Source organism: Ruegeria sp. HKCCD6157, assembly GCF_013110685.1.
GTDB lineage: Bacteria > Pseudomonadota > Alphaproteobacteria > Rhodobacterales > Rhodobacteraceae > Ruegeria.
The window spans coordinates 410,422-433,980 of the sequence record NZ_WVRB01000001.1 but is presented as its reverse complement, the minus strand read 5'-3'; the positions used below and the strand labels follow the sequence as shown (position 1 = coordinate 433,980).

Annotated in this window: 23 protein-coding genes; 7 read left to right on the top strand and 16 right to left on the bottom strand. The window is 59.1% G+C overall.

What is annotated here, in order from left to right; translation table 11 throughout:
• Window positions 1-103: 103 nt before the first annotated feature.
• Both GS612_RS01890 and rpiB read left to right on the top strand, forming a co-directional pair.
• Window positions 104-1,123 (top strand): ribose-phosphate pyrophosphokinase, encoded by a 1,020-nt coding sequence (locus GS612_RS01890; protein WP_152459007.1) that lies wholly within the window; start codon window positions 104-106, stop codon window positions 1,121-1,123.
• A 103-nt stretch (window positions 1,124-1,226) separates the two neighbouring features.
• The gene (gene rpiB, locus GS612_RS01885; RefSeq protein ID WP_171638911.1) at window positions 1,227-1,676 is read left to right on the top strand and encodes a ribose 5-phosphate isomerase B; all 450 of its coding nucleotides are present in this window, start codon (window positions 1,227-1,229) and stop codon (window positions 1,674-1,676) included.
• Between the two features lie 44 nt (window positions 1,677-1,720).
• On the opposite strand, the gene GS612_RS01880 is transcribed toward rpiB, so the two are convergent.
• The 7 genes from GS612_RS01880 to GS612_RS01850 form a co-directional block, all read right to left on the bottom strand.
• The gene (locus GS612_RS01880) at window positions 1,721-2,071 is read right to left on the bottom strand and encodes an H-type lectin domain-containing protein (RefSeq protein ID WP_152459009.1); all 351 of its coding nucleotides are present in this window, start codon (window positions 2,069-2,071) and stop codon (window positions 1,721-1,723) included.
• Between the two features lie 114 nt (window positions 2,072-2,185).
• Window positions 2,186-2,596 carry a F0F1 ATP synthase subunit epsilon gene (locus GS612_RS01875; RefSeq protein WP_171118811.1) on the bottom strand — a complete coding sequence of 137 codons (411 nt, stop codon included), beginning with the start codon at window positions 2,594-2,596 and terminating at the stop codon, window positions 2,186-2,188.
• Window positions 2,597-2,608: 12 nt separating this feature from the next.
• A complete protein-coding gene (gene atpD, locus GS612_RS01870) occupies window positions 2,609-4,033 on the bottom strand; it encodes a F0F1 ATP synthase subunit beta (RefSeq protein WP_152459011.1) in 1,425 nt (474 codons plus the stop codon).
• A gap of 18 nt (window positions 4,034-4,051) precedes the next feature.
• A complete protein-coding gene (locus GS612_RS01865; protein WP_171638910.1) occupies window positions 4,052-4,930 on the bottom strand; it encodes a F0F1 ATP synthase subunit gamma in 879 nt (292 codons plus the stop codon).
• Window positions 4,931-4,945: 15 nt separating this feature from the next.
• Window positions 4,946-6,484, bottom strand: a complete 1,539-nt coding sequence (atpA, locus tag GS612_RS01860) for a F0F1 ATP synthase subunit alpha (RefSeq protein WP_152459013.1) — start codon at window positions 6,482-6,484, stop codon at window positions 4,946-4,948.
• Window positions 6,485-7,045 carry a F0F1 ATP synthase subunit delta gene (locus GS612_RS01855; RefSeq protein WP_171118817.1) on the bottom strand — a complete coding sequence of 187 codons (561 nt, stop codon included), beginning with the start codon at window positions 7,043-7,045 and terminating at the stop codon, window positions 6,485-6,487. It abuts the gene before it with no gap.
• A 300-nt stretch (window positions 7,046-7,345) separates the two neighbouring features.
• Window positions 7,346-8,080, bottom strand: a complete 735-nt coding sequence (locus GS612_RS01850; RefSeq protein WP_171638909.1) for a class I SAM-dependent methyltransferase — start codon at window positions 8,078-8,080, stop codon at window positions 7,346-7,348.
• Window positions 8,081-8,141: 61 nt separating this feature from the next.
• Here GS612_RS01850 and gloB point away from each other — a divergent pair, with 61 nt between their 5' ends.
• The 3 genes from gloB to GS612_RS20475 all read left to right on the top strand — a co-directional run bounded on the left by gloB (window position 8,142) and on the right by GS612_RS20475 (window position 12,434).
• Window positions 8,142-8,909, top strand: a complete 768-nt coding sequence (gene gloB / locus GS612_RS01845) for a hydroxyacylglutathione hydrolase (protein WP_171638908.1) — start codon at window positions 8,142-8,144, stop codon at window positions 8,907-8,909.
• A 174-nt stretch (window positions 8,910-9,083) separates the two neighbouring features.
• On the top strand, window positions 9,084-11,408 hold the full coding sequence (gene clpA / locus GS612_RS01840) for an ATP-dependent Clp protease ATP-binding subunit ClpA (RefSeq protein ID WP_171638907.1): 2,325 nt from the start codon (window positions 9,084-9,086) through the stop codon (window positions 11,406-11,408).
• 138 nt (window positions 11,409-11,546) lie between these two features.
• The gene (locus tag GS612_RS20475; RefSeq protein WP_171638906.1) at window positions 11,547-12,434 is read left to right on the top strand and encodes a YHYH protein; all 888 of its coding nucleotides are present in this window, start codon (window positions 11,547-11,549) and stop codon (window positions 12,432-12,434) included.
• 50 nt (window positions 12,435-12,484) lie between these two features.
• On the opposite strand, the gene GS612_RS01830 is transcribed toward GS612_RS20475, so the two are convergent.
• The 3 genes from GS612_RS01830 to GS612_RS01820 all read right to left on the bottom strand — a co-directional run bounded on the left by GS612_RS01830 (window position 12,485) and on the right by GS612_RS01820 (window position 16,009).
• Window positions 12,485-14,227, bottom strand: a complete 1,743-nt coding sequence (locus GS612_RS01830; protein WP_171638905.1) for a peptidoglycan -binding protein — start codon at window positions 14,225-14,227, stop codon at window positions 12,485-12,487.
• 3 nt (window positions 14,228-14,230) lie between these two features.
• Window positions 14,231-15,409 (bottom strand): biopolymer transporter ExbB, encoded by a 1,179-nt coding sequence (locus GS612_RS01825; protein WP_171638904.1) that lies wholly within the window; start codon window positions 15,407-15,409, stop codon window positions 14,231-14,233.
• 69 nt (window positions 15,410-15,478) lie between these two features.
• Window positions 15,479-16,009 carry a gamma-glutamylcyclotransferase gene (locus GS612_RS01820; protein ID WP_152459021.1) on the bottom strand — a complete coding sequence of 177 codons (531 nt, stop codon included), beginning with the start codon at window positions 16,007-16,009 and terminating at the stop codon, window positions 15,479-15,481.
• A gap of 66 nt (window positions 16,010-16,075) precedes the next feature.
• Between GS612_RS01820 and GS612_RS01815 the strand changes: the two genes are divergently transcribed.
• On the top strand, window positions 16,076-17,074 hold the full coding sequence (locus GS612_RS01815; protein ID WP_171638903.1) for a DUF2125 domain-containing protein: 999 nt from the start codon (window positions 16,076-16,078) through the stop codon (window positions 17,072-17,074).
• Here GS612_RS01815 and GS612_RS01810 read toward each other — a convergent pair.
• The 4 genes from GS612_RS01810 to GS612_RS01795 form a co-directional block, all read right to left on the bottom strand.
• Entirely contained in the window at window positions 17,071-17,904 is an 834-nt protein-coding gene (locus GS612_RS01810; protein ID WP_171638902.1) for an extensin family protein, read from the bottom strand. The two genes, GS612_RS01815 and GS612_RS01810, sit on opposite strands and share 4 nt — an antisense overlap.
• Window positions 17,901-18,821: a prephenate/arogenate dehydrogenase family protein gene (locus tag GS612_RS01805; RefSeq protein ID WP_171638901.1), complete on the bottom strand. Its 921-nt coding sequence runs from the start codon at window positions 18,819-18,821 to the stop codon at window positions 17,901-17,903. Before GS612_RS01805 ends, GS612_RS01810 begins: the two co-directional genes overlap by 4 nt.
• A complete protein-coding gene (gene hisC, locus GS612_RS01800; protein ID WP_171638900.1) occupies window positions 18,818-19,903 on the bottom strand; it encodes a histidinol-phosphate transaminase in 1,086 nt (361 codons plus the stop codon). Before hisC ends, GS612_RS01805 begins: the two co-directional genes overlap by 4 nt.
• A 64-nt stretch (window positions 19,904-19,967) precedes the next feature.
• On the bottom strand, window positions 19,968-21,383 hold the full coding sequence (locus GS612_RS01795) for an aminotransferase class V-fold PLP-dependent enzyme (protein WP_171638899.1): 1,416 nt from the start codon (window positions 21,381-21,383) through the stop codon (window positions 19,968-19,970).
• A 102-nt stretch (window positions 21,384-21,485) separates the two neighbouring features.
• Here GS612_RS01795 and GS612_RS01790 point away from each other — a divergent pair, with 102 nt between their 5' ends.
• A complete protein-coding gene (locus tag GS612_RS01790) occupies window positions 21,486-21,947 on the top strand; it encodes an Lrp/AsnC family transcriptional regulator (RefSeq protein WP_171634539.1) in 462 nt (153 codons plus the stop codon).
• A 132-nt stretch (window positions 21,948-22,079) separates the two neighbouring features.
• Here the strand turns inward: GS612_RS01790 and rpsD are convergent, their stop codons facing one another.
• Complete coding sequence (rpsD, locus tag GS612_RS01785; protein ID WP_152459028.1) at window positions 22,080-22,700, bottom strand: 30S ribosomal protein S4; 621 nt, start codon at window positions 22,698-22,700, stop codon at window positions 22,080-22,082.
• Between the two features lie 240 nt (window positions 22,701-22,940).
• Window positions 22,941-23,261, bottom strand: a complete 321-nt coding sequence (locus tag GS612_RS01780) for a hypothetical protein (RefSeq protein ID WP_171638898.1) — start codon at window positions 23,259-23,261, stop codon at window positions 22,941-22,943.
• Between the last annotated feature and the right edge of the window lie 298 nt (window positions 23,262-23,559).

Sequence of the window (23,559 nt, the reverse complement as noted above, 5' to 3'; positions counted from 1 at the left end):
ACTTTCTCCGCTGCGTTACCTTTGCGGGACGGTAAGGCCATGCTAAGCGGTGTCAACATCACGAATCTGTCACATTGCCATTGCTGCCCGGGGACCTCAGCCGATGCCGACACTTCACGAACCCAAGCTTATCGCTGGGAACGCCAACCTTCCACTTGCCGAAACCATCGCCCGCCGCATGAGCCTGTATCGCGGTGTCGACCAGGGATTGGTCGATGCGCGCGTCGAACGTTTCAATGACGGCGAGATCTTCGTCGAAGTGTTCGAGAACGTACGCGGCGAGGATATGTTCATCATCCAGCCGACCTCGAACCCGGCCAACGACAACCTGATGGAGCTGCTGATCATCGCCGACGCACTGCGCCGCTCGTCGGCGCAACGGATCACGGCCGTGATCCCGTATTTCGGCTATGCCCGCCAGGATCGCCGCACCAAGGCCCGCACGCCCATCAGTGCCAAGCTGGTGGCCAATATGCTGACCGGTGCAGGGATCGAGCGGATTCTGACGATGGATCTTCATGCCGCGCAGATTCAGGGCTTTTTCGATATGCCCGTCGACAATCTGTACGCTTCGCCGATCTTTGCGCTGGATGTCAAAAACCAGTTCAAGGACAATCTGGATGAGATCATGGTGGTTTCACCCGACGTGGGCGGCGTGGCGCGCGCCCGTGAACTGGCCAAGCGCATCAACGCCCCCTTGTCGATCGTTGACAAGCGGCGCGAGAAAGCAGGCGAAGTCGCGGAAATGACCGTTATCGGGGATGTGAAGGACAAGATCTGCCTGATCGTCGACGACATGTGTGACACCGCCGGAACGCTTTGCAAGGCCGCGCAGGTCCTGTTGGACAATGGCGCCAAGGAAGTTCATTCGTACATCACGCATGGCGTCATGAGCGGCCCTGCGGTCGAGCGAGTGACGAACTCGGTCATGAAGTCGCTGGTGCTGACCGACACGATCCAGCCGACCAAAGAGATTTTGAAGGCAAAGAATATCCGCATCGTTCCGACTGCGCCGATCTTCACCCAGGCGATCCTGAACATCTGGAACGGAACCAGTGTGTCTTCGCTGTTCGAAGACAAGACACTGACCCCGATCTACGAATCCATGTATCAGATGGATTGAGCTACAGGGGCGGCCGAACATGTCGCCCCCTGATATCTGAAATACCGATTGCGCGGATATCTGACCATGGGGCGCGATCGGCGACACAAGTGGAATCACCTCCATGACTGCCAACAAACGTATTGTTCTTTCCAGCGATCACGCGGCGATCGAGCTGCGCCAGTCCGTGACCAACCACATCGCGCAGCAAGGTTGGGACGTGGTTGATATCGGCCCGACAACCCCCGAAAGCACCCATTACCCCAAGCATGGAAAGGCCGCGGCGCAGGCCGTTGCCTCGGGCGATTGCAGCTTGGGTATCGTCCTCTGCGGCACTGGGCAGGGTATCATGATGGCTGCGAACAAAGTGCCCGGCATTCGCTGTGGCGTTTGTTCAGACGCATTCTCGGCCCGCATGATCCGCCAGCACAACAACGCCAACATGCTGTCGATTGGTGCGCGGGTTGTCGGCGAAGGTCTGGCGCTGGACATCGTTGACGCGTTTCTGGGTGCCGAATTCGAAGGCGGCCGCCACGCCACGCGCGTGGACATGATCGAAGCGCAGGACGACTGAGTCCAATCAATCGTTCAAACGCCTGAAAACATGGCGAACCCGGATCAGGAAATATTCCAATCGTCCGGGTGTGCCACCTCTCCTATCGCGGTCCAGCTTGCCCGGATGCGGGCAATCCGAGTGTCGGACCAGGTCCGGAATACTGCGTCAAAACCCTCGGCGGTGATATGTTCGGCCTGAACCTCTGCGCGCAGCGCAGAGGACGTGTCGACATCCCACAGCGAGATCCCGATCTGCACCACGGGCGGGGTCCGAAATGCTTCTTTGAACCGAATGTGTGTGCGGCGTTCACGCGGCCCCTGCCCGGTCCACATATCGCCGCCTTCAGCAAACTCCGAGAACAGGACATCTTCACCCTGCTCAATTCCAATGGGATGGGTTAGAAACTTTTTCATCTTATCATCATTATTCTTGAATTCCCGCAACTTACCCCGGCATTTCGGCAAAAGCACGACAAAAAAACGGCCCCGCAATTGCGAGGCCGCTCAAATTTTTCACCGGTGGGCCCGTTACAGGCTCATATGTGTTCCTAGGGCTTCCATGTCAGCCAGCAGCTTGGCCGCGTCGTCGACGATGGTCTGATCATCGCCACCCTTGGCTGCCTCATGCGAGGCGCGGGCGTCTTCGATCAGCTCGTCCAGATGCGCGCGGGTCACTTCATCCACCGGGATGGCCTTTTCGGCCAGGACCGACAGGCTGTCGCCGTTGATCTGGGCAAACCCGCCGGTGACCAGGTATTCGCTGGACCCTTCGGGTGCCTCGACCTTGAGCAGACCGGGGCGCAGCGTGGTGATGGTGGGCGCATGATCGGGCATTGCCGTCATGTCCCCGTCCGCGCCGGGAATCTGGACCGCGCTCGCCTGCAGCGAAGCAAGGCTCCGCTCGGGGCTGACGAGGTCGAATTGCATCGTGTTTGCCATCAGGGATACTCCTTAGGCGGCTTCTGCGGCCATCTTCTCCGCTTTGGCGATCACTTCGTCGATGCCGCCAACCATCAGGAAGGCCGCTTCGGGCAGGTGATCGTATTCGCCGGCCACAACGGCCTTGAAAGACGCGATGGTCACATCCAGAGGAACCTGAACGCCGGGCGAACCGGTGAAGACTTCGGCCACGTCGAACGGCTGCGACAGGAAGCGTTCGATCTTACGGGCACGGGCCACGGTCAATTTGTCCTCTTCCGACAGTTCGTCCATGCCGAGGATGGCGATGATGTCCTGCAACGACTTGTAGCGCTGAAGGATCTGCTGAACGTCGGTCGCAACCTTGTAGTGCTCTTCTCCAACGATGGCCGGATCAAGCAGACGCGAGGTCGAGTCGAGCGGGTCAACCGCAGGGTAGATACCCTTTTCCGAGATCGCACGGTTGAGAACGGTGGTCGCGTCCAAGTGAGCGAACGAGGTTGCCGGCGCGGGGTCGGTAAGGTCGTCCGCAGGCACGTAGATCGCCTGAACCGAGGTGATCGATCCCGACTTGGTCGAGGTGATGCGTTCCTGCAAGGCGCCCATGTCGGTGGCCAGTGTCGGTTGGTAGCCCACCGCCGAAGGAATACGACCCAGCAGAGCCGACACCTCGGAACCCGCCTGCGTAAAGCGGAAGATGTTGTCGACGAAGAACAGAACGTCGGTACCGGACTGGTCGCGGAACTGCTCGGCCAAGGTCAGACCGGTCAGAGCAACACGTGCACGCGCACCCGGAGGCTCGTTCATCTGACCATAAACCAGGGCCACTTGGCTTTCCGACAGGTTGTCGGGTTTGATGACGTTCGATTCGATCATCTCGTGGTACAGGTCGTTCCCTTCACGGGTCCGTTCACCAACACCCGCGAACACCGAGAAGCCCGAGTGCACTTTTGCGATGTTGTTGATCAGTTCCATGATCAGAACGGTTTTACCAACGCCGGCACCGCCGAACAGGCCGATCTTACCGCCTTTGGCGTAAGGGGCCAGCAGGTCAACAACCTTGATGCCGGTCACCAGGATTTCCGACTCGGTCGACTGTTCGTCGAACTCGGGCGCGGGCTGGTGGATGGCGCGGGTTTCGGTGGCTTCGACCGGGCCCTTTTCGTCGATCGGTTCGCCGACCACGTTCAGGATGCGGCCCAGGGTGGCGTTGCCGACCGGAACCGAGATCGGTGCGCCGGTGTCGGTCACGGCCTCGCCGCGGACCAGACCTTCGGTCGCGTCCATCGCGATGGTGCGGACAGTGTTTTCACCCAGGTGCTGAGCAACTTCCAACACCAGGCGCTTGCCGTTGTTGGTGGTTTCCAGCGCGTTCAAAATTTCAGGCAGCTGATCTTCGAAGTGCACGTCGACGACGGCCCCGATGATCTGTGTGACTTTGCCTTTTGCATTCGCCATGTTTCGTCTCCGGTTTTCTTACAGCGCTTCGGCGCCGGAAATAATTTCAATCAGCTCGTTGGTGATCACGGCCTGACGCGAGCGGTTGAACTGGATCGTCAGCTTGTCGATCATCTCACCCGCGTTGCGTGTCGCGTTGTCCATCGCGGACATCCGTGCACCCTGTTCAGACGCCCCGTTTTCGAGCAGAGCCGAGAAGATCGCAGTCGCAACCCCCTTGGGCAGCAGGTCGGCCAGAATGGCTTCTTCGCTGGGCTCGTAGTCGAAGATGGCACCGCTGTCGTCACCCGCCGCTTCGTCCTCGAACGAGGCAGGGATGATTTGCTGTGCCGTCGGGATCTGGGTCACGACGTTGACGAACTTCGAGTAGAAGATCGTGGCAACGTCGAACTCTCCCCCGTCGAAACGAGACAGGATGTCCTTCGCGATGTCCTGCGCGTTGGCATAGCCAAGACGCTTGACCTCGCTCAGGTCGATATGTCCAACGAACAGATCGCCAAAATCACGCTTCAGCGCGTCGCGGCCCTTCTTGCCGACAGTCAAAACCTTGACTGTCTTGCCTTTCAGGCGCAGCTCTTCCGCCTTTTGGCGGGCCAGCTTGGCGATGTTCGAGTTGAAGCCGCCGCAGAGGCCGCGTTCAGCTGTCATGACAACCAGCAGATGGACATCCTCGCTGCCCGTACCACGGAGCAGCTTGGGGGCGCTGTCGCTGCCCCCGACCGAAGCCGCCAGCCCTGCCATCACGGCATTGAACCGTTCGGCATACGGACGCGAGGCTTCGGCAGATTCCTGGGCGCGGCGCAGTTTTGCAGCCGCGACCATCTGCATGGCCTTGGTGATCTTGCGGGTCGATTTGACCGACTCGATCCTGTTTTTAAGATCCTTAAGATTTGGCATATGCCCGCCTCTCCCTTAAGCGAAGGTTGCGGCGTATTCGTCCAGCGCAGCCTTGATCTTGTCGGAAGCGTCACCCTTGATCTTGGGATCTTCGTCCGTGATCCACTGAAGCAGATCCGCGTGCTTGCCACGCAGGTGCGCCAGCAGGCCAGCCTCATAACGGCCAACATCGGACACGTCGATCTTGTCGAGGTAACCGTTAGTACCGGCAAAGATTACGCAGACGATCTCAGCGTTGGTCAGCGGCGAGTACTGCGGCTGTTTCATCAGTTCGGTCAGACGTGCACCACGGTTCAGCAACTGCTGAGTTGCGGCGTCAAGGTCGGAACCGAACTGCGCAAACGCAGCCATTTCGCGGTACTGAGCCAGTTCCAGTTTAACCGGACCCGCAACCGACTTCATCGAGTTGGTCTGAGCCGAGGAGCCCACACGCGAAACCGACAGACCGGTGTTCACAGCAGGGCGGATGCCCTGGTAGAACAGTTCAGTTTCAAGGAAGATCTGACCGTCGGTGATCGAGATCACGTTGGTCGGAATAAACGCCGAAACGTCACCACCCTGAGTTTCGATAACCGGCAGAGCGGTCAGCGAGCCCGCGCCGAAGTCTTCGTTCAGCTTAGCCGAACGTTCCAGCAGACGGGAGTGGAGGTAGAAAACGTCACCAGGATAGGCTTCACGTCCGGGCGGACGGCGCAGCAGCAGTGACATCTGACGATACGAAACAGCCTGTTTCGACAGGTCATCATAGATGATCAGCGCGTGGCGGCCGTTGTCGCGGAAGTATTCAGCCATCGCAGTTGCGGCGTAGGGCGCCAGGAACTGCATCGGAGCCGGGTCCGAAGCGGTTGCGGCCACAACGATCGAATATTCAATCGCACCGGATTCTTCCAGTTTCTTCACCAGCTGTGCAACGGTCGAACGCTTTTGACCGATTGCAACGTAAACGCAGTACAGTTTTTTCGACTCGTCGTCGCCTGCTGCGTCGTTGTAGGTTTTCTGGTTCAGGATTGCGTCCAGAGCAACGGCGGTTTTGCCGGTCTGACGGTCACCAATGATCAGCTCACGCTGGCCACGGCCGATCGGGATCATCGCGTCAACCGATTTCAGGCCGGTTGCCATCGGCTCGTGAACTGATTTACGCGGGATGATGCCGGGGGCCTTGACGTCTGCAACGCCACGCTTGGTTGCGTTGATCGGGCCTTTGCCGTCCAGCGGGTTGCCCAGACCGTCCACAACGCGGCCCAGCAGCTCGTCACCGATCGGAACGTCCACGATCGAGTTGGTGCGCTTGACGGTGTCACCTTCTTTGATGTCACGGTCGGAACCGAAGATAACGACACCGACGTTGTCGCTTTCCAGGTTCAGCGCCATGCCCATGATGCCGCCGGGGAATTCGACCATCTCACCGGCTTGCACATTGTCCAGACCGTATACACGGGCAATCCCGTCACCGACGCTCAGCACGCGACCGATCTCGGCCACTTCGGCTTCCTGACCAAAATTCTTGATCTGGTCCTTCAGGATTGCAGAAATCTCTGCAGCTTGGATTCCCATTTATCCGACCTCTTTCATTGCATTCTGTAGGGAGTTCAGCTTCGAACGGATCGAACTGTCGATCATTTTCGAGCCCACTTTAACGACAAGACCGCCGATGAGGCTTTCATCCACGGTCGCATTGATTGTCACCGTCTTGCCCACACGCTCGGACAGTGTCTTGGACAGTTTTTCCATCTGGGTCTTGGTCAGTGCCTTGGCCGAGGCAACCTCGGCGGTCACTTCGCCACGCTCTTCGGCCAGCATGTCGCGCAGAACCTTCAGCAGTTGCGGCACGACGAACAGGCGGCGCTTCTGCGCCATCAGACCCAGCGTGTTGCGCAGGATGGGGTTCAGACCCATCTTGTCTGCGATCGCAGTGATCGCGCCTTCCTGTTCAGCGCGGGAAACCAGCGGCGATGCGATCAGGTCGCGCAGCTCTGCACTGTCGTCCAGCGCGGCTGCCAGATCATTGATGCCGGATTCCAGACCTGCAAGGTCGTTGTTCTCTTTTGCGATCTCGAAGATCGCGGTGGCATAGCGCTCGGCGATGCCAGTGGAAATCGAAGCTGGTTCGGACACGTCCACCCTTCCGATATTTTGGGCCCCGAATTCGCGTGCGGCAGCTACCCCGGGGGCGTGAAGAAACCCCGGCCAGACGGTCGGGGATCAAAATCACCGGGGATGTAGCAGAGCCGAACCAACCAAGCAATACGCTATAGCGGTAACAGATTTATCCACAAATTGTTATTTTTCATTAACTTACAGCAAGTGCGACGGTTTGAACACATTGGCCCAGTTGAAAAATGTTACGAATATGCAGGTTTTTGCGATTCCTGTGACTTTTTTTCCTCAATTTTTCGCATGGAATTGCCCGGGGTCTCAGGCGGGCTTCAGCAAGCCGTCCAGCGCCTTGATCGGTTTTTTGACCGCGTCCTTGCTCACGCTGCCGCTTGGCGGGCGGATATGTTTGCTGACTTCGACCATCAGCACCCCACCCGCCATCACCGTCGGAATCCGCTGGCCGGTCTTTTCGATCAGGTTGCCGGATTTCAACCAGAATCGCCGGAACGACGGAGGCATATACAAGGCCGAGCAATGCACCTCGGGCAGGAAGTGATGCGCCTTGAGCTGGTTTTCCAGCTGAGTTGCAGAGTACGGACGTCCAAACCCGAACGGGGTCTTGTCCGACCGTGACCACAGGCCCGCCCGGTTTGGAACGATGAAGACGGCCCGGCCACCGGGGCCCAGCACGCGCCAGCATTCGTCAAGCAATTGGTTTGGCCGTTCCGACGTTTCCAGCCCATGCATCACCACAAGCTTGTCCACGTGGCCGGTCTCGATCGGCCAGAGTGTTTCTTCGGTCAGGACCGAAACGTTGGGCATGCCTGCCGGCCATGGCATCACGCCCTGTGGTCCCGGCATCAACCCGATGACCCGGCGCGCATCCGACAGGTAAGGGCGCAGCAAAGGCACCGCAAAACCGAATCCCGCCACTGTCTGGCCTTTTGCTTCGGGCCAAAGTTCGATCAGACGCCCGCGAATAGCCGCCTGCGCCGCACGCCCCAATGTGCTGCGGTAATAGAAGTTCCTCAGATCCTGTACATCAAGATGCATTGCGGACATCCGGTCAATCGGCTTAGCTGGGCGTAGTCTAGCAATGAAAGGGCAAAAGGCCATGCCTCTTGAAATCGTTACAATCCCGTGCCTGAGCGACAATTACGCCTTTCTGGCGCATGACGCCGTCACTGGCCAGACCGCCCTGATCGACGCGCCCGAGGCCGCACCGGTCCTGAAGGCGCTGGATGACCGAGGGTGGACACTGTCGCATGTGCTGTTGACCCATCATCACTGGGATCACGTGGACGGGCTGTCGGGGATTTTGGCCAAACAGCCGGCAAAAGTCATCGGGGCCGCCGCTGACGCAAATCGCCTGCCGCCGCTGGATCAGCAAGTTACCGAGGGGGACAGTTTCGAGATCGGCGGCGAACCGGTTCAGGTTCTGGACGTTTCCGGGCACACGGATGGCCATATCGCATTCTACATGCCGCAGAGTTCCGCCGTGTTCACCGCCGACAGCCTGATGGCGCTGGGTTGTGGGCGCCTGTTCGAGGGCACACCCGCGCAAATGTGGGTCTCTTTGAACAAGCTGGCCGCCCTGCCGGACGACACTTTGGTCTGTTCAGGGCACGAATATACACAATCCAACGCCAAATTCGCGATTACAGTCGATCCCGAAAACCAAGCCTTGAAAGATCGCATTGCGGATATCGACCGCGCGCGTGCGGCCGGAAAAGCCACTGTTCCTTCGACTCTGGCCCTTGAAAAGGCCACAAATCCGTTCCTGAGGGCCGCCGATCCGGCGATTCAGGCGAAATTGGGTATGGTGGGTGCTGACCCCGAGGCCGTTTTTGCCGAAATTCGGGCTAGAAAAGACCGGTTCTGATGCCTATTTGCTCCTCTTCAGGGCCACGGTCACAACAAATGTGACTGTCAAGTGAAAGAAAACCCTTGAAGCCGGGCCACGATCAACCAAACTCTAGTATTATGAGGACATGGTTGGGATGGGGTTCCGGCCAAGAAACCGCCCCCTTCTGACCCAAGACAGAGGAGCACCCGCGTGCCTTCATTCTCGAGCACATTGGAACAAGCCATCCACGCGGCCCTGGCGGCTGCGAATGAACGGCGCCATGAATTCGCAACGCTGGAGCATTTGCTGCTGGCCCTTCTGGAAGAACCCGATGCCGTGCGCGTCATGAAAGCGTGCAGTGTCGATCTGGACGAGTTGCGCAGCACTTTGGTGGAGTTCATCGACGAGGATCTTTCGAATCTGGTCACGGATATCGACGGATCCGAAGCCGTACCCACCGCAGCGTTCCAGCGCGTCATTCAGCGCGCCGCGATCCACGTGCAAAGTTCGGGCCGGACCGAAGTGACCGGCGCCAACGTTCTGGTCGCCATATTCGCCGAACGCGAAAGCAATGCCGCCTATTTCCTGCAAGAGCAGGACATGACCCGTTACGACGCGGTCAATTTCATCGCGCATGGCGTCGCCAAGGATCCTGCCTATGGCGAAAGCCGCTCGGTATCCGGTGCGGATCAGGTGGAAGAAGACGCCCAGACCGCATCCGGCGAAGCCGAACAGAAAGAAAGCGCGCTGGGAAAATACTGCGTGGATCTGAACGCCAAGGCTCGAGCTGGCGATGTCGATCCGCTGATCGGACGCTCGGATGAGGTGGAACGCTGCATCCAGGTGCTGTGCCGCCGCCGCAAGAACAACCCGCTGCTGGTGGGGGATCCGGGTGTGGGCAAGACCGCCATCGCAGAAGGCCTTGCGCACAAGATCGTCGGTGGCGAGGCCCCCGATGTGCTGGCCAATACCACGATCTATTCGTTGGACATGGGCGCGCTGCTGGCCGGAACCCGCTATCGCGGTGATTTCGAAGAACGTCTGAAAGCGGTTGTGACCGAACTGGAGGATCACCCGGACGCGGTGTTGTTCATCGACGAGATTCATACCGTGATCGGTGCCGGGGCGACCTCGGGCGGGGCTATGGATGCCTCGAACCTGCTGAAGCCTGCGCTTCAGGGCGGCAAACTGCGCACCATGGGCTCGACCACCTACAAAGAGTTCCGTCAGCACTTCGAAAAGGACCGAGCGCTGAGCCGCCGGTTCCAGAAGATCGACGTGAACGAACCTTCGGTGGAAGACAGCGTAAAGATTTTGCGCGGGCTGAAGCCTTATTTCGAAGAGCATCATGACATTAAATACACCGCCGATGCGATCAAGACGGCGGTCGAGCTGTCGGCGCGTTACATCAACGACCGCAAGCTGCCCGACAAGGCCATCGATGTGATCGATGAGGCCGGCGCGGCGCAGCATCTGGTCGCGGAAAGCAAGCGGCGCAAGACCATTGGCGTCAAAGAGATCGAGGCGGTTGTCGCCAAGATCGCGCGTATTCCGCCCAAGAACGTCACCAAGGATGATGCGTTGGTGCTGAAAGACCTCGAAGCATCGCTGAAACGGGTGGTGTTTGGTCAGGATCTGGCAATCGAGGCGCTGTCCAGTGCGATCAAACTGGCCCGCGCCGGTCTGCGCGAACCTGAAAAACCCATCGGCAACTATCTGTTTGCCGGTCCGACGGGGGTTGGCAAGACCGAGGTGGCGAAACAGCTGGCAGATACCCTGGGCGTGGAACTGCTGCGTTTCGACATGTCGGAATACATGGAGAAACATGCGGTTTCCCGCCTGATCGGTGCCCCTCCGGGCTATGTCGGGTTTGATCAGGGTGGTTTGCTGACCGACGGTGTCGACCAGCATCCGCATTGCGTATTGCTGCTGGACGAAATCGAAAAGGCCCACCCGGACGTGTTCAACATCCTGTTGCAGGTGATGGACCACGGCGAGTTGACCGATCACAACGGGCGCACGGTGAATTTCCGCAACGTGGTGCTGATCATGACCTCGAACGCGGGCGCGCAGGAACAGGCCAAAGCCGCCATCGGCTTCGGTCGCGATCGGCGCGAAGGCGAAGACACGGCCGCGATCGAGCGCATGTTCACACCGGAATTCCGCAACCGTCTGGATGCCGTGATCTCCTTCGCACCGCTGCCGAAAGAGGTCATTTTGCAAGTGGTCGAGAAATTCGTCCTACAGCTTGAGGCACAACTGCTGGATCGTGGCGTGACCATCGACCTGACCCCAAAAGCTGCCGAGTGGCTGGCCGACAAGGGATATGACGACAAGATGGGTGCACGCCCGCTGGGTCGCGTGATCCAGGAGCACATCAAGAAACCCCTGGCCGAAGAGCTGTTGTTCGGCAAGCTGACCAAGGGCGGCGTGGTTCGTGTCTCGGTCAAGAAAGGCGAACTGGATCTTGAAATTCTTGGCCCGGACCAACGGCGCATTTCAGGAGACAAACCACCTCTGTTGACGGCAGACTGACCAAAATACAGACAACTCCTTCAAAGCCCGGCGATCCCCATCGCCGGGCTTTTTCTCTGCTGGCAGCATAAAATGCGACGGAAAAAGACTTCTGCTGCGTGTCATCTTCAATGATGAACGCGAGACAGGGATCGACACGTGAGCAAAATTTCAATCCTCTGGGGCGCCGCCTTTGCCCTATCCGCCGTTGCCGCTGTGGCAACTGCACAGCACAGGTTTCGCTATCACGACGAAACGACCGCAGAACCGTTGAGGTTGGTGCCCGCAACCGAAAACCCCGGGAAAAGCAGCGCTTTGGTGAAAGAAAAAGGCGGAAAAATCAAAGTGACGGGCAACGGCATTCCTGATCATCTGGTTGGCCGGTTTCCAAACCAAGGCAATCCGCACCGGATCGAACAGCAGAAGGTCAGGTTGAAATTGCCTGCAAATCCAACGGCCAAAGGTGCAATCACGCCGCTGCAAATGGGGTGGAACTTTGGCGTGTCACTCAACGGGGTTGTGTTCGACCCGCTGGCGGCCGAGTTCTGGCATGGCGACCCCAGGTCCGGGTGGTCCTACAATGCTCTGGGTGGCGCTGTTTCCTTGGGATTGGACGCCAATTTTGCCCATGTACAGCCGAACGGAAAGTATCACTATCACGGTGTACCGACAGGGTTGGTCAAGCTGCGGGGATGGTCACCGTCCGAGCATTCACCCTTGATCGGCTATGCGGCAGATGGTTTCCCGATATATGCCGTCACTGGCGTCGTAGGGGGCAAAGTGACCGAAATGACGTCGTCCTATCGTCTGAAACCCGGCAACCGGCCGGGTGGCGCTGCGCCGGGCGGGCGGCATGACGGCACCTTCAACGAGGACTACGTTTTTGTTCAGGGTCACGGCAATTTGGACCAATGCAACGGCACCTTCACCGTTTCAGAAGAATACCCTTCAGGAACCTATGCGTATTTTCTGACCGAGGATTACCCTGTGGTACCGCGCTGCTTCATGGGCACTCCGGATCAAAGCTTTCGCTTTGGCAGACGGTAATCGGTTTGACCCCATCACGCGGATTACCCAGGCAAGAGGCTAGGGTTTTGCTATCTTTCCGTGAGTTTCAGCTCGATCCGGCGGTTCTGTGCCCGCGCCTCGGGCGTGTCAGCCGGATTGACCGGCTGGAATTCACCAAACCCGTTTGCCGCCAGACGATTGGGTGGGATGCCCAGCGCGTCGACCATATAGCGCACAACAGACAACGCGCGACCCTGGCTGAGTTCCCAGTTGTCCCGGTATCGGCCCGAACCGGCCAGCGGAACGTTGTCGGTATGGCCGTCGACCCGGATCACCCAGTTCAGACCGGGCGGAATTTCAGCGGCGACACTGCGCAGGATGTTGGCAACTTTCGCAACCTCCTGCTGCCCTTCCGCGGACAGCACGGCTGATCCTGTCGGAAACAAAACCTCGGACGAAAAGACAAAACGGTCGCCTTCAATCCGCACGCCTTCCTGATCTCCAAGGACATCCCGAAGACGTCCGAAAAATTCCGAACGATAACGTTGCAGATCTTCCGCCTGCGCTGCCAGTTCCTCATTCTGACCGGCCAGTGCTTCGGCCTCGGCCTCGAGACGCAGGCGTTCGGCTTCTTCCAGCAGGCGGCGCCGGCGTTCTTCCGAAGCGGCACGGGCCAGCGCGGCATTCAGGTCCTGACCCAAAGTCTGGATTTGGATTTCGGCGGCCTCGTTGCGCTCTTCGAAATCGTCCAGCAGGGCCTGCAAGGACCCCAACTGCCCGCGCAGGGCGGCAATCTGCTGGTTCAGCAGAGCCGCCTCACGCTGGGCCTCGGCTGAGATTTCTTTCTCTTCCGACAATGTCGATTCGGCCAGAGCCAGCAAGGCCTGCCTTTGTTCGGCCAAGGTGCGTTGTTCATCAGCATCCGCCTGCGCTTGCGTTTGCGCCTCCAGGGCGGCTTCAAGCTGGGCGCGCAATTCATCAGGATTCACGTCGCCGAATTGTCGCTCAAGCTCAGCCCGCGCGGCTTGCGCGGCGGCCAGAAGAGTCAGCGTGTCTTCGGCCTCTTTGCGTTGTGCCTCCAACGCGAGCGTCATGGCCGTCAGTTCGGCATCCGCATCCTGAAGACGGTTTCGCAATGCCTCGGCAGCAGCGGCTTCGACCAGGCGGGCGGCTTCTTCATCGCTCAGTTGCTGTTCAAGGGTGGCAATTTCCGCCGCGCGTTCCTTGCCGCTTTGCTCCAGATCCGCAACCATTGCTTCCAGCGCCTCGCGGCGGGCGGCTGCCAATCGGGCCGCTTCCGTCTGCGCATCGATTTCCTCGCGACTTTGTGCAAGGGCAAGGTTCAGTGCCTCTTGTTCCGTCAGCAATTGCTCGCGCTCAGTCTCAAGCGCTGCGATGTCGCCCAAAGCCTGCTCCTGCTCGGCAAGCAGCGCCGCAACCTGTGCTTCGAAATTCGTGATACGGGTCTGCGCCTGATCCAGCGCGGCGGCCTGACGGTCGCGTTCGGTGGTCAGTGAGGAGATCAGCGACTGCGCTTGCGCCAGATCGTCTTCGGCCTGCGACAGCGTCGTGTTCAACGCACCCAGCCTTGCCTGCAAGCGGCTGTTTTCACGCTCTTCCAAACCCAGTGCGCCCGCAAGCGCAGCGACTTCGTCTGCCAGTGTCGTCAGTTCGTCTTCCTGCCCCGAAATGGTCTCGCGCAGAACAAACTGAATCACCATGAAAATGGTCAGAACGAATGTCAGCACCATCAGCAGCCCGGTCATCGCGTCCACGAATCCGGGCCAGACCGAGCTCTGGAAGCGTTGACCGGTGCGGCGGGACAGCGCCATGGACTACTCTCCTTCCGGCGTGGTGCGCACCGCGCCTCGGGGCAGGGTCAGGGCCTTGACCAGCAGTTCGATATCCTTGCGGAATTCGTTCATGCTTTCCTGACGACCCGCCGAAATCTCTTCGAGAATGCGCAGCAACTGCACGTCCATCGAGCGCAGGCGCATCCGGCTTTCGGCGTCGATTCCATCGCCTGCACCATGTTCGCGCATGTGGTCAAGCAACGCATCCTGCCCCAGCGCGACACGCTCCAGAGCCGAAGTGACGCTTTCGGTATTGGCCTGGCGATTGTTCATCTCGGCAATCACATCGACCAGTTGCCCCAGCTTGGCCGAAACCTCGGCCCGCTCACTTTCCTGAGCGGCAAACAGATCCTGCAACGCATCCATCTGTTCGGACATGGCATCCAGCACAGGTGTCAGTACGGCGATCTCTGCCCCGCCCTCTTCACCACCGGCGAATCCAACGCGGGTGATCGTGGACAGCCATTCTTCGAGCTCGCGATAAAAGCGGTTCTGCCCGTGCCCGGCAAACACTTCGAGCAGACCAACGATCAGCGATCCCGCCAAACCCAGCAGAGACGACCCGAACGCAACACCCATCCCCTGCAACTGCGCCTCGAGCCCCGTCATCAGGCGATTGAAAACGGCCAGCCCCTCTTCGCCTTCCTGCGGGTTCAGGCTGCGGATGGTGTCGACAATGGCTGGAACGGTTGTCGCCAGGCCAAAGAATGTACCCAGCAGACCCAAATAGATCAGAACATTGGTTATATAACGCGTGATTTCCCGTTCTTCTTCGACACGCTCGGCCACGGAATCCAGAATGGACCGGGTTGAGGTGGAACTGATCTGCGAGCGCGCGCCTCGCTCGCGCAGCAGCGAAGCCAAAGGCGCCAGCAATTGCGGTGTACGCGCATCTTCGCGAACGACGCCCCCGACAAAGGCCTCGATCCAGCGCACGGACCCGATCAGTTGCGTAACCTGATAAAAACAGGCGAGGACGCCGATAAGAAATACGATCAGAATGAAACCATTCAGATACGGATTGGCATAGAAAACCGGCAATACGTAAGGCAGTGCCAGAAACACGCCCAGCCCGGACAAGCCGATCGCCATCAACATCAACAGAATTTGTCGAATGGGATGCGAGAAATGGGGTCTCGCGCCCTGATGTGCCTGCGCCATGCGCGTGGTTCCCGGTATTTGCCTGCTTTGCGTCGAATCTAGCGGGATTCCGCGCGTGACGCCAAGAGTTTATGCGGTGATGTCGCGCACCCGTTGCGCCAACCACTCAAGATCATGGTCACGCAGCCCGATCTCGGCCAGATGTTCTACGGTGTTGTAAAGATATTCGTCATTCGGACCGCGCCCGCCAACCGCATGGGCGATGATCCGGGCCTGTTCCTCCAACGGCATCCCGCCGCAATACTGGACGTGGTCGGCATCGATCACATAGGTAACGGCATTGACGATTTCGCCGTTTTCCAGGTGCACATCCAGCATACGTTCGACATAGGCCGAGGAAATCAGCTCGCGCTCGCGCAGCTCGTGCAGCGTACGGTCTTCGTGACCCGCCTCGACTGCAAGGGCCAAACCGGTGCAACTTGCGTTCTCCTGTTCGTCCAGTGCCAGCACCAGGCCGGGTTTTTCTTCGGTCCCGCGATGGTGGATCGAGCTCATGCAGAAGGACCGGGAATAACCATGAAGTGTCGCGCGTTCACTGCGTGCCACCGGAAAGCCCGGATTCCACAGCAGTGATCCATATCCGAATACCCACATCGTCATTGCACTGGTCCTTGCCTGTTTCGGCCTATAAACATCAATTCCAAGGCGGGAAAAAGGGCCTTTCGAATGCGTCTGATACGAGTGTTGATTTTTGTTTCCCTGGCATGGAGCGCCTATTGGTTCGTGGCCGGATATGGCCTGCGCTCTGCGATCACTGGCTGGTTCGAACAGCAGGAGGCGCGCGGCTGGCAAGCGGATTTCTCGAATGTCGCGACAGCGGGCTATCCGACCCACCACATGACCCGTCTGAACAATCCGGCGCTGGCGGATCCGGTGAACGGCACGGCATGGAGCGCGGATTGGATCGAATTCAAAAGCCCCGCCATCTGGCCCGGTCGTCAGATATTGCGGTTCGCGGACACACCGCAACGCCTGTCATATTTCGACCAGACATCAACAATTGTGGCCGACGAATTGCTTGCCGAGCTGCAATTGCAGCCCGGCGTCTCGCTCGTGCTGGAGAAAATGGCTTTGACGGCGGGAGCCTGGTCGGTGACGGAAAACTCCACCAAGCTGGCCTCGGGCGACACGCTGAGCCTGATCATGGAACAAAAGCCAATTTCAGAAGCCTATTCTATCACGGCCCGCGCGGATGGGTTTACACCGGGGGAAAAACTGCGGGCCCTGATGCATTCCGCAAGTTCATTACCGCAGAGCTTTGAGACGCTGGAACTGGATATGGTCACCACTTTCGACAAGGTTTGGAGCCGGTCCGCCCTCGAAGACAGCCGTCCGCAGCCCGTGGCCATCGATCTGCGTCTGGCCGAGATCAAATGGGGTGAGCTGCGCCTGTTCGCGACAGGCGATCTGGATGTGGACGCCCAAGGTATCCCGACCGGAGAGATTGCCGTCAAAGCCGAAAACTGGCGGGATATGATCGCAATGGCAAACGCGGCAGGAGCCCTTCCTGATCAGGCCGTAGATCCCGTCACCCGAGGGCTGAACTTTCTGGCAGGGCTGGGCGGAAACCCCAACGCGCTGGATCTGCAACTGAATTTCCGCGATGGTTTCGTGGCGCTCGGGCCGCTGCCTTTGGGCCCTGCCCCGCGCCTGATCCTGCGTTAACGGCAGTAGGGTCCGCTGCGATAGCGGGCCGTATCAAGGTGGAAATGATCCTTGTGATAGCGATCGGAATTCGGTCCCAGCACGGTACCAAACGGGCCGCACGCCCCGCGCCAGATCTTCTTGAGCTGTTTCTGAGAAGGGTTCTTGCGCCACCCGTTCAGGACGGTCACCACCTCACCGTCAGCCATTTTGAAACCTGAGATATCGATCGCACGACCCTTGCCATGTTCGGATATCCGCGCGCCTTTGCGGTTGTTGCGGGTTCGGCAGGCATAATGGGCGGCGATTTGCAGCTCGACCACGGGCCCGCGGCGTTTGAAGGTGGGTTTGACGGTCTTATCGACCCACTTGTTCAACGCAATGGCGGTGCCGCAATCCATCGTCGAGGGGCGGCTGAGCATCACACCCGAAACCGAGGTGATCTGCACCGCATCCTTGACACCGCAGGCTGAATTCTTGCTGCCCACACGGCCAACAGGTTTGCCTTGAATGGCAATATCCCCGCAAACAGACCCTTTGCGCAGCTTGCGCCTTTTGAACAACACCTGCTGTTCGACAGACTCGGGCCGCAAATAAGGCATCAAGGACGTGTCCGGCCCCAGAAGCGGCAGTTCCGACGGGCGCGCCGCCGCAGCGGTGACTTGCGGGGAAACCGGACGCGAAACCGGACGCAGGTTGGCAATGTCAGAAGGGGCAGGCGTGCTGACAGCCTGCTGAACAGTCAAAGGGCGCATGAGGGGCACCAAAGACTGGTCAAGGGGCGCGGCCTGAACCGGCGCGGCGCTCAAAGCCACGACCCCGATCAGAATATGCCCCCAGCGCAGTCTCATGAACTTGCCTTTCCCCGCCCAAAGTCCGGCGCATCCGTATCCTGCCCGGCATCGATGATGCCGCGACGAATAGCACGGGTGCGGGTGAAGTAGTCAAACAAATGATCGCCGTCGCCGGTGCGTATGGCGCGTTGCAGGGCAAAAAGCTCTTCGGTGAACCGGCCCAGGATTTCCAGCGTCGCATCCTTGTTGGACAGGAACACATCCCGCCACATGGTCGGGTCGGACGCGGCAATCCGGGTGAAGTCGCGGAAGCCGGCGGCCGAATATTTGATGACTTCGCTGTCGGTTACCCGTCGCAGATCGTCGGCCACGCCAACCATCGTGTAGGCAATCAGGTGCGGCGCATGGGACGTTACGGCGAGAACCAGATCGTGGTGATCCGCATCCATCTCATCGACATTCGACCCCATACCCTCCCAAAGCGCGCGCAGGCGGGCAATGGCATCCGGGTCCGAACCCTCGACCGGGACCAACAGGCACCAGCGATTGTCAAACAGTTCGGCAAACCCGGATTCAGGGCCGGAATGCTCGGTCCCTGCCAAAGGATGCGCGGGGACGAAATGCACACCGTCGGGGATATGCGGTTGCACCGCCCGAATGACGCCCCGCTTGACCGAACCCACATCCGAAACGGTGGCACCGGGTTTCAGCACGGATGCAATTTCTTCTGCAACTGCGCCCATAGCCCCCACAGGCACGCAGAGCACGACAAGATCGGCGCCTTCGACCGCCTCGCGTGCCGTGTCGCAAACACGGTCACACAATCCGATCCTGCGCGCGGTTTCACGGGACTTTTCAGACCGGGCATAACCCGTCACTTCCCCGGCCAGCCCTGCACGTTTCATCGCCCAGAACATGGACGAAGCAATCAGGCCCAGCCCGATCAGCGCAACGCGGTCGTAAATCTGGCTCATGCTGCGCCCTCTTTGAATGCAGTGATCGCCGCAACCACACGGCGGCAGGCTTCTTCGTCGCCCACGGTGATCCGCAAGGCGTTCGGCAGGTTGTAGCCTGCAACCCGGCGGACAATCAAACCCTGCGTTTTCAGGTAGTCATCGCAGGCCTCGGCCTCGGCCTGATCGGCGAAACGCGCTAGGATGAAGTTGGTGCAGGACGGGTCCGACGGCACGCCTGTCTTGGCCAATTGATCGGCCAGCCACACACGAAGGCGCGCGTTTTCGGCCTGACAGAAGGTCAGGAATTCCACATCGTTTACCGCAGCTTCAGCCGCCGCCAATGCGGTCATTGACAGGTTGAAGGGCTGGCGCACCCGGTTCAGCACGTCGATGATCGGGCGGTGCGCATAGCCCCATCCGACACGCATTCCGCCCAGCCCGTACACCTTTGAGAAGGTGCGCGTCATGATTAGATTCTCATGGGCGTCAACCAGCGACGCCCCGCCATCGAACCCATCGACAAACTCCGCATAAGCGCCATCAAGAACCATCAGGCAGGCGTCGGGCAGACCCAACGCCAGACGTTCCAGTTCGTCGTTCGGGATCATGGTCGAAGTTGGATTGCCGGGGTTGGTGACAAACACGATCCGCGTCTGCCCCGTCACCGCGGCGAGAATGGCATCCACATCCACCTTGCGGTCACGTTCGGCCACCATGACCGGCGTCGCGCCGGCCATGCGGGCGATGATCGGGTACATGGAAAACCCGTGCTCGGTATAGATCACCTCGTCCCCCGGCCCCGCGTAAGCCTGGGCGACGAATTGCAATACCTCGTCGCTGCCGACACCGCAGATGATCCGCGCCGGGTCCAGCCCATGGCGCGCGCCGATGGCCGCGCGCAGGCTCGCGTGGTCGGTGCTGGGATAACGATGCAGAATGGCCGCGCTGTCGCGCACCGCCTCTATTGCCTTGGGGCTGGGACCAAAGGGGTTCTCGTTCGAGCTCAGCTTGATCACATGCTCCACTCCCGCCACATGCGACTGGCCGCCCTGATACAGCGCGATGTCCATAATGCCGGGTTGTGGGGTGATCTTGGTCATGAGAGGCTCCGTTGAATGGGCCTCTCATACCTGTCTCAAAGGGTTGAGAAAAGCGGCAATTCCCTCATGCGGCCTTGAAGCGCGCTGTTGCCGGGTCAGCGTTGTAGTAAGGCGTGAATTCTTCGGTCCGGTGCGACAGGTCATTGACGCTGTCGATGATGAACTGAACCGTCTCTTCGCTCATCAGATATGAGAAATTCAGACGCACCCAGCCGGGTTTTTTCATTTCTTCCCCAGCGGACAAGGCAGCGTGCAGCGCCTCTGACGTTGCCTGATCGATCCCCAGCAAGCGGTGGGCGTAGGGTCCGGCACAGGCACAGCCGCCCCGCGCCTGAATGCCGTAGATATCGCTGAGCATCCGCGTGAACAGCTGCTGATGCACGGGCTGGCCCGCAGTGTCGCGCACCAGGAAGGAAAAGATCGGCAGACGGTGCGCTTTCTCGACCCCAAGCAGGGTCAGGTTCGGGTTGTTCTTCCAGCCGTCCAGCGCCATTTGATTGTACTGCGCCTCACGCCGGGCGATTTCGTCCGTTCCGACGACATCCTTGACGATGAAGGCCAGCGCCGCACGAATGTCTCCGATCACGTTGGGTGTCCCGGCCTCTTCCCGGGTGGACAGATCGGTGCTGTAGTCGTGCCGCCACGGTGACACGAAACTGACGGTTCCACCGCCGGGCCAGCTGGGGCACGTCCGTTTCACGGCCGATTGGTTCACAACCAAAACGCCTGACGCGCCCGGGCCACCGGGAAACTTGTGCGGCGAAACCACGATCGCGTCCTTTCGGGCCCCTTCGGGCCCCATGTCCATCGGCAGGTAGGGTCCACCACCGGCATAGTCCCAAACGGCCAAGGCACCATACGCCTTGAGCATCCGCGTGATCGGGTCAGGATCGGTGACAATGCCCGTTACGTTGGACGCGGCAGAAAACGATCCGACCACCAAATCGGCATCCACATGGGCCTCCAGCGCGGCTTTCAGCGCATGCAGGTCCACGCCACCGCCCTTGGCCTCGGGGATTTCGATGACACGTGCCTTGCTTTCGCGCCAGGGAAGAATGTTTGAGTGATGTTCATACGGGCCGATCAAGACAATCGGCTGGTCAGCCTCTGCCACCCCTAGCAGGCTGACCAACCGATTGAGCCCCGCAGTGGCGCCGGACCCGGTAAAGATCACCGCGTCCTCTTCCCGAGCACCAACAATGCGGGCTATTTCCGCCCGCGCTTCGCGGCGCAGACGTGTCATGTAGGACCCACAGTAGGAAGCCTCGGTGTGACTGTTCGCGTAAAACGGCAATACGTCCTGCGCCACAAAATCCTCGACCTGCCGCAACGCGCGGCCCGAAGCAACGTAATCCGCATAGACAAGCGGCACGTCTCCAAGCAGACCCGAGATCAGAACGTTCTCGCCGATCAGCCCATCGCGCAGATTTGAATTGTGAGCGGTGGAACAGAGTTCCGCACGGAATTTGGACAGGGTCATGGCATTGGCTCCTTACTGCCATACCAATGTGATATTTCTGGCCTGAGGAAACTTCACATATCTTTGCGTAGATTTTTGAAAATTTGTGTCATATGATCAGTTATGGCATCAAAAATAGATCAAATCGATACACGCATTCTGAAAGAACTGCAAAAGGACGCCACCCTGTCACAGCGGGAATTGGCGGATCGGGTTGGCCTGTCCCAGAATGCCTGCTGGCGGCGCTTGAAGGCCCTGAACGAAAACGGTGTGCTGATCGGATCCACGGCCCGCATCGCACGAGAGGAACTGGGGTTGAGCCTTGTGGTCTTCGTCATGCTCCGCACCCGACACCACTCTGCCCAGTGGCTTCAGGCGTTTCGGAGCCATGTTCTGACAATCCCGGAAGTCGTGGATTTTCATCGGATCGGAGGGGATTACGACTATCAGCTGAAAGTCGTAACGCAAGACATGTCGTCATATGACAAGGTCTATCAACGATTGATCGAAAAGGTCGAGCTGGACAGCGTGACCTCGTATTTCGCGATGGAAGCGATCGCCGAAGGCAGGCCCCTGCCGATCTGACACGCACTTCATTTGCCCAAAAACACCCTAAGGAGTCGCGGGCAATGTCGCGATGACGGCTTCGCCATGGGCAAACCATAAAAAAAGACCGCGCCAAAAGCGCGGCCTTTCAGAATTCGATTGCGGCGAAGATCAGTTCTTCGCGTAGAATTCGACAACCAGGTTCGGTTCCATGACGACCGGGTAAGGCACATCGCTGAGGCCCGGCGCGCGCACGAACGTCGCGGTCATTTTCGAGTGGTCGGCGTCGATGTAGTCAGGAACGTCACGCTCGGCCAGCGCAACGGCTTCCAAGACAACTGCCAGTTGTTTGGATTTGTCACGCACCTCGATCACGTCACCTTCTTTGACTCGGTAGGACGGGATGTTGACACGCTTGCCGTTCACTTTGACGTGGCCGTGGTTCACGAACTGGCGTGCGGCAAAAACAGTTGCGACAAACTTGGCGCGATAGACCACAGCGTCCAGGCGGCGCTCCAGCAGACCGATCAGGTTTTCACCGGTGTCGCCCTTCACACGCTCGGCTTCGGCGTAGATGCGGCGGAACTGCTTCTCGGTCAGGTCGCCATAGTAGCCTTTCAGCTTCTGCTTGGCCCGCAGCTGCAGACCGAAGTCAGACAGTTTGCCCTTGCGGCGCTGGCCATGCTGGCCGGGGCCGTATTCGCGACGGTTGACCGGGGATTTCGGGCGACCCCAGATGTTCTCGCCCATCCGGCGGTCGATTTTGTACTTGGCAGACGTGCGTTTGGTCACGGCTGATCTCCTTCGTTAGGTCGAAGCCCTGACGGGCCACTATGAAGGGCGTTGTCCTCTTGAGGTCTCCCCCATGACAGGCATCCCCTTGCGGGGGCCACCAACACCAATGAAGCCGCGCTTATATCCGCAATGCTGGCGGAGTCAACACAGCATTCCGCAAAGTTCAGAAAAACGATCAGGGCAGACAGCCAGCGAACCCGGCAGCGCGCGGAAACCGTCTGGCGGCACCTTGAAAACTTAGTTTGAGGTCGGGAAAGAAACTACCGTCGCGCTGCTTTTCGCGGCGGGGTTTGGGATCATCGCAAGCTCGGTCACTTCGACAATCCAGAACTCTTCGTCCCGTGGCGGGCAAGCGCCTTCGAACACGAGAGCCCGCGACGTATCGTTGCCATCGGCAACAAGCTTGGCAGAGAACTTCTGCGCACCATTGGTAAGGGTAAGGGTTCCGGCCACGTGGCCTGGAATGTCACGGACAATTGGAAAGTGGCTGTTCACCTGACTGGCAACGCCCCCGACATTTCCTATTTTTTCGATGCTTTGTTCGGCAGCCTCGCTCATGACGATTGCTTGACCACGCCATGACCATGCCGATCCGATCGCCAAACAGGAAAGAGGAGCATCTTCAAGCCCGTCAATTTCCGTCTGACACCAGGATATAGCTATTTGACCGTTTGTTCCGGCTCTCATCTGCCCACTCGCACTTACAACACCCCAACACTTAATTTTATCCTTATCAGCACAAATTCCGGCGGAAAAGAGACAGAACTGCAGCAATCACAAGATTGTTGTTAATGTGACTCAATATTTGGCGCCATCCGTCAGGGGTGACGGCCCGTCGATGACGGTTGTGGTCAGC

Bases quoted from the DNA above. Each gene is read 5' to 3' on its own strand.
- GS612_RS01850 (WP_171638909.1), bottom strand. From the start codon at position 8,080: ATGCATCTTGATGTACAGGATCTGAGGAACTTCTATTACCGCAGCACA.
- rpiB (WP_171638911.1), top strand. From the start codon at position 1,227: ATGACTGCCAACAAACGTATTGTTCTTTCCAGCGATCACGCGGCGATC.
- GS612_RS01890 (WP_152459007.1), top strand. From the start codon at position 104: ATGCCGACACTTCACGAACCCAAGCTTATCGCTGGGAACGCCAACCTT.
- atpD (WP_152459011.1), bottom strand. From the start codon at position 4,033: ATGGCGAATGCAAAAGGCAAAGTCACACAGATCATCGGGGCCGTCGTC.
- GS612_RS01815 (WP_171638903.1), top strand. From the start codon at position 16,076: ATGCGTCTGATACGAGTGTTGATTTTTGTTTCCCTGGCATGGAGCGCC.
- GS612_RS01825 (WP_171638904.1), bottom strand. From the start codon at position 15,409: ATGGCGCAGGCACATCAGGGCGCGAGACCCCATTTCTCGCATCCCATT.
- GS612_RS01795 (WP_171638899.1), bottom strand. From the start codon at position 21,383: ATGACCCTGTCCAAATTCCGTGCGGAACTCTGTTCCACCGCTCACAAT.
- GS612_RS01805 (WP_171638901.1), bottom strand. From the start codon at position 18,821: ATGAGCCAGATTTACGACCGCGTTGCGCTGATCGGGCTGGGCCTGATT.
- atpA (WP_152459013.1), bottom strand. From the start codon at position 6,484: ATGGGAATCCAAGCTGCAGAGATTTCTGCAATCCTGAAGGACCAGATC.
- GS612_RS01780 (WP_171638898.1), bottom strand. From the start codon at position 23,261: ATGAGCGAGGCTGCCGAACAAAGCATCGAAAAAATAGGAAATGTCGGG.
- GS612_RS01880 (WP_152459009.1), bottom strand. From the start codon at position 2,071: ATGAAAAAGTTTCTAACCCATCCCATTGGAATTGAGCAGGGTGAAGAT.
- GS612_RS01830 (WP_171638905.1), bottom strand. From the start codon at position 14,227: ATGGCGCTGTCCCGCCGCACCGGTCAACGCTTCCAGAGCTCGGTCTGG.
- GS612_RS01865 (WP_171638910.1), bottom strand. From the start codon at position 4,930: ATGCCAAATCTTAAGGATCTTAAAAACAGGATCGAGTCGGTCAAATCG.
- hisC (WP_171638900.1), bottom strand. From the start codon at position 19,903: ATGACCAAGATCACCCCACAACCCGGCATTATGGACATCGCGCTGTAT.
- GS612_RS01810 (WP_171638902.1), bottom strand. From the start codon at position 17,904: ATGAGACTGCGCTGGGGGCATATTCTGATCGGGGTCGTGGCTTTGAGC.
- GS612_RS01790 (WP_171634539.1), top strand. From the start codon at position 21,486: ATGGCATCAAAAATAGATCAAATCGATACACGCATTCTGAAAGAACTG.
- gloB (WP_171638908.1), top strand. From the start codon at position 8,142: ATGCCTCTTGAAATCGTTACAATCCCGTGCCTGAGCGACAATTACGCC.
- GS612_RS01875 (WP_171118811.1), bottom strand. From the start codon at position 2,596: ATGGCAAACACGATGCAATTCGACCTCGTCAGCCCCGAGCGGAGCCTT.
- GS612_RS01820 (WP_152459021.1), bottom strand. From the start codon at position 16,009: ATGACGATGTGGGTATTCGGATATGGATCACTGCTGTGGAATCCGGGC.